Source organism: Streptomyces ossamyceticus (genome assembly GCF_001418475.1).
GTDB classification, from domain to species: Bacteria; Actinomycetota; Actinomycetes; order Streptomycetales; family Streptomycetaceae; genus Streptomyces; species Streptomyces ossamyceticus.
The window spans coordinates 1-5,994 of sequence record NZ_LIQX01000551.1 but is presented as its reverse complement, the minus strand read 5'-3'; the positions used below and the strand labels follow the sequence as shown (position 1 = coordinate 5,994).

General features: G+C 72.0%; 8 protein-coding genes. 5 read left to right on the top strand and 3 right to left on the bottom strand.

The annotated features are described in order from the left end of the window. The 4 genes from AOK15_RS32955 to AOK15_RS32940 all read left to right on the top strand — a co-directional run. Positions 1–812 (top strand): MFS transporter (locus tag AOK15_RS32955; protein ID WP_167738887.1); only part of this gene is annotated, 812 nt, incomplete at its 5' end. Between the two features lie 93 nt (positions 813–905). Then, positions 906–1,373, top strand: coding sequence for a hypothetical protein (locus tag AOK15_RS32950; RefSeq protein ID WP_055521983.1), 468 nt, complete (start codon positions 906–908; stop codon positions 1,371–1,373). A gap of 16 nt (positions 1,374–1,389) precedes the next feature. Then, positions 1,390–2,142, top strand: a complete 753-nt coding sequence (locus AOK15_RS32945) for a futalosine hydrolase (protein WP_055521982.1) — start codon at positions 1,390–1,392, stop codon at positions 2,140–2,142. Continuing rightward, positions 2,132–3,025: a 1,4-dihydroxy-6-naphtoate synthase gene (locus AOK15_RS32940; RefSeq protein WP_079058846.1), complete on the top strand. Its 894-nt coding sequence runs from the start codon at positions 2,132–2,134 to the stop codon at positions 3,023–3,025. Before AOK15_RS32945 ends, AOK15_RS32940 begins: the two co-directional genes overlap by 11 nt. Positions 3,026–3,085: 60 nt before the next feature. Here AOK15_RS32940 and AOK15_RS48410 read toward each other — a convergent pair whose 3' ends face one another. After that, positions 3,086–3,469: a cold-shock protein gene (locus AOK15_RS48410; protein WP_055521981.1), complete on the bottom strand. Its 384-nt coding sequence runs from the start codon at positions 3,467–3,469 to the stop codon at positions 3,086–3,088. A gap of 183 nt (positions 3,470–3,652) precedes the next feature. Between AOK15_RS48410 and AOK15_RS32930 the strand changes: the two genes are divergently transcribed. Next, positions 3,653–3,904: a hypothetical protein gene (locus tag AOK15_RS32930; protein ID WP_055521980.1), complete on the top strand. Its 252-nt coding sequence runs from the start codon at positions 3,653–3,655 to the stop codon at positions 3,902–3,904. Positions 3,905–3,982: 78 nt separating this feature from the next. On the opposite strand, the gene AOK15_RS32925 is transcribed toward AOK15_RS32930, so the two are convergent. Together AOK15_RS32925 and AOK15_RS32920 are read right to left on the bottom strand one after the other, a co-directional pair. Then, complete coding sequence (locus AOK15_RS32925) at positions 3,983–4,609, bottom strand: HAD family hydrolase (protein WP_055521979.1); 627 nt, start codon at positions 4,607–4,609, stop codon at positions 3,983–3,985. 140 nt (positions 4,610–4,749) lie between these two features. After that, entirely contained in the window at positions 4,750–5,811 is a 1,062-nt protein-coding gene (locus AOK15_RS32920; RefSeq protein ID WP_055521978.1) for a hypothetical protein, read from the bottom strand. Between the last annotated feature and the right edge of the window lie 183 nt (positions 5,812–5,994).

Sequence of the window (5,994 nt, the reverse complement as noted above, 5' to 3'; positions counted from 1 at the left end):
CCACCGGTGTCGCCGCCCCGATCGGGGCCGCGCTCCAGGCCCTCGGCCCCCGTTTCCCGCTGTACGGGGCGTGCGCGATCTTCCTCGTGGGCACGTTCCTGTCGTTCACGCTGCCGCCCAAGGTCGACTCCGCGAAGGGCGAGGACATCGCGCTGCTCGCCGCGGACCCGGAGCATCTGCACGGCCCGCACCGCGCGAAGACGCTGAAGCGGCCGAACCTGCGGACGGTCGGCCCGGCCGTCACCCACGCCCTCGCCGCCAACGCGTCGCTGCGCTGCCTGTCCGGCTTCCTGATCTTCTTCCTGGCGTTCCTGCTGCGTGAGCATCCGCTCCACGGGCAGAGCGCGGCCGTCTCGCTCGGCATGGTGGCCGTCGCGGCCGGTACGGGCAACGCGCTCGGCACCGCCGTGGGGGCGTGGCTGAAGTCGCGGGCGCCGGAGCTGATCATCGTGACCGTCGTGGCCGTGGAGTTGGTGGTCGCGGTACTGGCGGTCGTGTTCTTCAGCGCTTTCTTCGTCGCCTGTCTGGCCGCGTTCGCCGGTCTGTCGCAGGCCCTGTCGAAGCTGGCCCTGGACGCGCTGATCCAGCGGGACGTCCCCGAGGCCGTCCGGACCTCCGCCTTCGCCCGCTCGGAGACGCTCCTGCAGATGTCGTGGGTGGTCGGCGGCGGCATCGGTATCGCCCTGCCCCTGGTCGGCACGCTCGGCATGGCCGTGGCCGCCGGGATCGTCGCCCTCGGCTGGCTGACCACGGTCCGGGGCCTGCTCTCCTCGGCCCGGCACGGTGGCGCGCCCCGGGCGAAGGTGGCGTGACCGGGGCGGAACGGGACCGCCGTGACGCCGTCCGGCCCGGCACGCCGTACCCCACGTAGGGGCACCCCTGGACATGCCAGATAGCCTTCGCCCATGACCTCCCAGCGTTCCCGTCGCGCCGCAGCCACTCTCGGCGCTGTTTCCGCCGGACTCCTCGTGCTGTCTGCCTGCGACAAGCCGACGCCGATGGCCACCGTCACGTTCGGCACCGAGTCGGTCAGCACCGAGGCCGAGTGCTACGAGACCCTCAGCGCCGAGCAGGCCGCGAAGTGCGCCAGGGAGAAGCCGTCGAAGTCGATCGACGTGCCCCAGGGCGAGACCCTGCGCATCGGTGTCGACCCGGAGATCGCGGAGACCGGCTGGGCCCTGTGGATCAACGGGGAGCCCGCCACCGACACCTTCAAGAAGACGTACTGGGCCTTCCAGAACGCCGACCTGTTCGCCACGCAGCCCGGTCAGACCGCCCAGAAGTCGCTGACGGTCAGCGTCGTGGAGCAGAAGAAGGGCTCCACGCAGTACAAGGGCGTCTGGAACTTCAAGTTCGAGAACCCGGACGCCTGATCCGCGTACGCCGCCCATGCGCATCCTCGTAGCCACCGCGGTCCCCGCCGAGCGGGACGCGGTGGCACGCGCGTTCCCGGGCCCGTGCACGGAGGTGCCCCTCCCGACGGCGTCCCTGCACCGCCACACCGTCTCCGGGACCGTGTACGACCTCCTGGCCGCCGGTGTGGGGCCCGCGCTCGCCGCCGCCTCCACGGCCGCCGCGCTGACCGCCGGGGTGCTCGGCGGGGCGCCGTACGACCTGGTGGTGTCGGCGGGGATCGCGGGCGGTTTCCAGCCGGGGGCGCCGCTCGGGTCGCTGGTGCTGGCCGAGGCGATCACGGCGGCGGACCTGGGCGCCGAGACCCCGGCCGGCTTCGTGCCGGTCACCGACCTCGGGTTCGGCACCGTCACCCATCACCCGCCGAAGGCGCTCGTGGACCTGCTCGCCGCGGCGACCGGGGCCCGTTCCGGCACGGTGCTCACCGTCTCCACGGTCACCGGCAGCGCCGAGCGCGCCGCGGAGCTGCGGACCCGGCACCCGGACGCGCTGGCGGAGGCGATGGAGGGCTTCGGGGTCGCCGAGGCGGCCGCCGCGCACACGACGCCCGTACTGGAACTGCGCGCCGTCTCCAACCCCGTCGGCCCCCGCGACCGCGCGGCCTGGCGCATCGGCGACGCGCTGACCGCCCTCACCGGGGCCTTCGGGAAGCTGACGCCCGTACTGGAGAGTTGGGACCGACATGAGCCGGATGAGCCACAGGAACAGCACGAGCGGCATGAGCGCTGAGCGGGCGGCCGACACCGTACGGATCGCCTACTCGCCCTGCCCCAACGACACATTCGTCTTCGACGCGTGGGCCCACGGCCGGATTCCGGGCGCGCCCCCGCTGGACGTGACGTTCGCGGACATCGACATCACCAACGGCATGGCCGAGCGCGGCGACGACCTGGACGTACTGAAGGTGTCGTACGCGGTCCTCCCGTACGTCCTCGACGAGTACGCGCTGCTGCCGTGCGGCGGCGCGCTGGGCCGGGGCTGCGGTCCGCTGGTGCTGACGCGGGAGCCGGGCGCTGGGGGCACCTCCCACGCTTTCGGCGGTGGGGGACTGACCGGGCGAACGGTGGCCGTGCCGAGCGAGCGCTCGACGGCGTATCTGCTGTTCCGTCTCTGGGCAGCGGACACACTGCCCGGCGGGGTCGGCAAGATCGTCGTCATGCCGTTCCACGAGATCATGCCCGCCGTGCGGGACGGGAAGGTCGACGCGGGGCTCGTCATCCACGAGGCCCGCTTCACCTACCGGAACTACGGGCTGCACAAGCTCGCCGACATGGGTGAGCACTGGGAGTCGACGACGGGCCTGCCGATCCCCCTCGGCGCGATCATCGCGAAGCGCTCGCTGGGCGAGGAGACGCTGCGCGGCCTCGCGGACACGGTCCGCGCGTCCGTCCGCGCCGCCTGGGAAGACCCGGAAACATCCCGCCCGTACGTCCTGGAACACGCGCAGGAGATGGACCCCGCCGTCGCCGACCAGCACATCGGCCTGTACGTCAACGAGTTCACGGCGGACCTGGGCGAGGACGGCTACGCGGCGATCCGCGGTCTGCTCACCCGCGCGGCGGCCGAGGGACTGGTACCGCCCCTCGGCCCGCACGCACTCGACTTCCCCTGACCGCCCCGCGGGGGACCCCGGCTCGGGCGACCACGACTCGGGGGACCACGACTCGGGGGACTACACGTCCAACTGGTCGGCCACCGCGCGCAGCAGGCCGGCGATCTTCTTGCCGGCCGTGCGCTCGGGGTAGCGGCCCCGCTCCAGCATCGGTGTGATGTTCTCCAGAAGGGTCGTCAGGTCCTGCACGATCGAGGCCAGTTCGTCCGGCTTCTTGCGCTGGGCGGCGGCGACCGAGGGTGCCGGCTCCAGGATCGTCACGGACAGCGCCTGGTCGCCGCGCTGACCGGCGACGACGCCGAACTCGACGCGCTGGCCCGGCTTCAGGCTGTCCACACCGGTCGGCAGTACGGAGGAGTGGACGAAGACGTCACCGCCGTCGTCACGGGAGAGAAAGCCGAAGCCCTTCTCGCTGTTGAACCATTTGACCTTGCCGGTAGGCACGTCTGTCCTCGTCCTCGTACTCGTCGGAAACTGCGTCTGAAAAGTGTTCTCGGTGTGCGGAAACTGCTCTGGATAGCACTACAGCGGGCCGCCGGGACCCGCCGGTACCCAGGCTAATGGTCTGGAGGCGGGTGACAAGACGTCCCCCGACTGTTCCCTCGCGCTGGGAACTACCCTGGTCCGGTGCGTGACAAAACCCAACCGAATTCCGCCGAACCCGGTGACCGGCTGATCCGTGCCGGCGTCATCGTGTTCTTCGTCGGCGCCGTGGCCACACTGGTCACCGTCGCCCCGCTGTTCCTCGACACGACCCCATTTCCCACCTACATGTTCGGTTTGAGCATGCTCATGGGCGTCGGTTTTCTCATCGCGGGCGCGGGCGTCCTGCAGTCGGTGGCGGCGGGCCGCAGGAAGGCACGCTCGAAGACAGGCTGATCGAACTGCTCGGACTGATCGAACTGCTCGGACTGATCGGGCTGATCGGGCTGATCGGGCTGATCGGGCTGATCGGGCTCACGCTTCCCGGCGGATGTGGGCCGCCAGCCACTCGGGGAAGGCCGTCAGGTCCGTGAGGACGACGTCCGCGCCCGCCTCGCGCAGCTCCCGCTCGTCGCACGGTCCGGTGGCCACGGCGACGGAGTACGCGTCGGCGGTACGCGCGCCACGGACGTCCCCGACGTGGTCGCCGACGTACACGCTCGCGCCGTGCTCGCGCAGCGCGCCCGCCTTGGCCTCCGCCCACAGGTCGCCGATGACGGCGTCCGGTTCCATGCCGAGGTGCTCGATGTGCAGCTTGGCGTTCGGCTCGTACTTCGCGGTGACGACGATGGACCGCCCGCCGGCCTCCCGCACCGCGGCGATCGCCTCCCGCGCGCCCGGCATCGCGGGCGCCGCGGTGATCCCCTTCTCCAGGTAGATCTCCCGGTAGAGCGTCGCCATCGCGGGGATGTCCTCCGCGGGGAACCAGTACGCCAGTTCCTCCACCAGCGGCGGGCCCAGCCGCGTGATCGCCAGATCCGCGTCGATGTACGTCCCGGTCCGCGCGGCCAGCGCGGTGTAGCAGGCGTGGATGCCGGGGCGGGAGTCGATCAGGGTCATGTCCAGGTCGAATCCGACGGTGAGGGAAGCCATGTCGCCCATTGTGGGGGTGGGTGAGGTTCGTTGGCGGATGCGGGTGGCGATGAAGGCCGGGCCGCAGGCCCAAGCCTTCAGGGGCGCGGGGAACTGCGCGAACAACCACGACGCACCCGCACCCGCCGAACCAACGGCGCGCCCCCGAGCTACTGGGCTCCGCGGGGCCGTTGGGAGCGCCACAGCAGATACAGCGCGGAGGAGATGGCCGCGATACGCAGCACCCACGGCCAGGTCTCCGCGAGCGCGACGTTCATCTCGCCGCGGACGATGGGCTCCCCCCACCTTCCGTCGCTGCGCCCCCACAGCCACACGATGCCCCCGGCGGCCACCACTCCCGGCACGCCCAGCACCGCCCACTTGGACTCCGCGGGCGTCAACCGCCGTGACAGGTAGGCGATCAGCCAGCCGAGCCCCAGCGGCACGAGGCTCCCCATGACCGCTCCGGCGACCAGCAACGCGGCGGCCAGCAGCAACAGCGGGTTGCTCCATCCCCCGCCGTCCGGCCGCAGCCGGGGCAGTCGAGGCCGCCGCCGGCCCGCCGGGACGTCCCCGGCCACCGCCTCCCCGTCGACGCCGGCTGCCGCCTTCTCCACGGCTACCGGCGCTGCGGCTCCCGCCTTCTTGCCCTCGTCCTTCGCGGGCGGCGGCTTCAGCAGCTCGGGGATCTCCACGCCGCCGACGAACCCCGGCACCGCGTCCCCGATCCCGAACCCGATGTCCACGCCGTTGGAGCCTCCGCCGCCGACACGCCACCAGTCGGGCTGCGCGTCGCCGTCGCCCAGCTCGTGCAGCGGGGCGAGGTGCGGCGGGGCGGCGCCCTCCAGCGACGTGCGAGGTGCCGGTTCGGCGGTACGCGGCCGGGGCACGACCTTGCGGAAGCCGCCGGTGAGCCCTTTGGCCCGCTCGTCGCGCTCGTCGGTGCCGTCACCGCCGGTCACCCGCTGCACGGGCACGGCGGCCCGCTCCTCCGGCGTGTCGCCGGGGCCGCCCGCCGCGGTGACGATGTCGTCGGGGGTGCCGAGGCGGGAGATGATGCGGCGCACGGCGGCCGGACTGTCCACCGGCGCCTTGGCCCTGCGCCGGTCGATCTCGTCCCGCAGCTCCGACACCAGACGCATACGGGTCGCGGACGGCAACTGTCGCTGCTGGGCCAGGTCACCGACCCGGCTCAGATACTCGTAGACGACCTTGTCGCTCTCAATCCCCACGAAGCCCCTCCGGGGTTGACGCCTCCAAAGACGGTATCGCTTCCGCACGAGGCAGAACCGCGTCTCCGCCCCGGGGGCTTCCACCCCTGGGTAAACGCCGGAGCCGCACCCTCGGTTTCCCAGCCCCACAGAAACCACGGCGACAAGCCCCCACCCCGCCCATTGAGGAGCGCGGGGAACTAC

Excerpts from the sequence above, each read along its gene's own strand:
- AOK15_RS32950 (WP_055521983.1), top strand. The coding sequence starts at position 906 with ATGACCTCCCAGCGTTCCCGTCGCGCCGCAGCCACTCTCGGCGCTGTT.
- AOK15_RS32945 (WP_055521982.1), top strand. The coding sequence starts at position 1,390 with ATGCGCATCCTCGTAGCCACCGCGGTCCCCGCCGAGCGGGACGCGGTG.
- AOK15_RS32940 (WP_079058846.1), top strand. The coding sequence starts at position 2,132 with ATGAGCGCTGAGCGGGCGGCCGACACCGTACGGATCGCCTACTCGCCC.
- AOK15_RS32925 (WP_055521979.1), bottom strand. The coding sequence starts at position 4,609 with ATGGGCGACATGGCTTCCCTCACCGTCGGATTCGACCTGGACATGACC.